The following is a 571-nucleotide window of genomic DNA, read 5'->3' as shown; positions in this document are numbered from 1 at the left end:
GAAGATTTTCCGTCACAGCAATTATCCCATTATTAAGCCATTAGCATTATTACTTTTCCATATTTAGAAAAGTTATTCTTAGCTTCAAATATCTTTATTCATTGTATTCACACTGTTCAAAGCGTAGTATTCTAAATTCATGACCGCCGGTCACAACCTTTAAGTATAGTTATCATGCTCGCTACAGGCATTCTGCGGCAATAGAAACATTAGGTAGGTTACGCTATGATTGAACGCATAAGCCATTTTCTTGTTAAGTTTCGCTTACTGGTGGTATTCGCCTCATTGCTTGTGGTATTTCTTGCCGCCACAGGTTTACCGCAAACAAAATTTAGCTCCGACTACCGGATTTATTTTAGTGATGATAATCCCCACCTAAAAGCCTTCGAAGATTTACAGGCAACCTTTACAAAAAGTGACAACGTCATGTTTGTCCTCGCCCCCCAAGATGGCCATATATTTACTCGAGAGACTTTAAGCATCATTGAAGAGCTTACCGAAATGTCTTGGCAACTTCCCTACTCAATACGCGTGGACTCTATTACCAATTACCAACACACTATTGCAGAAG

Annotated in this window: 1 pseudogene; it reads left to right on the top strand. The window is 39.2% G+C overall.

From position 1 onward, the window contains the following. Positions 1-225 precede the first annotated feature (225 nt). Positions 226-571, top strand: a pseudogene (locus A3761_RS06380) (RND family transporter); the annotation flags it as partial.

It is taken from the genome of Oleiphilus sp. HI0123, assembly GCF_001635315.1.
This window is presented reverse-complemented; position numbering and strand designations above follow the sequence as displayed.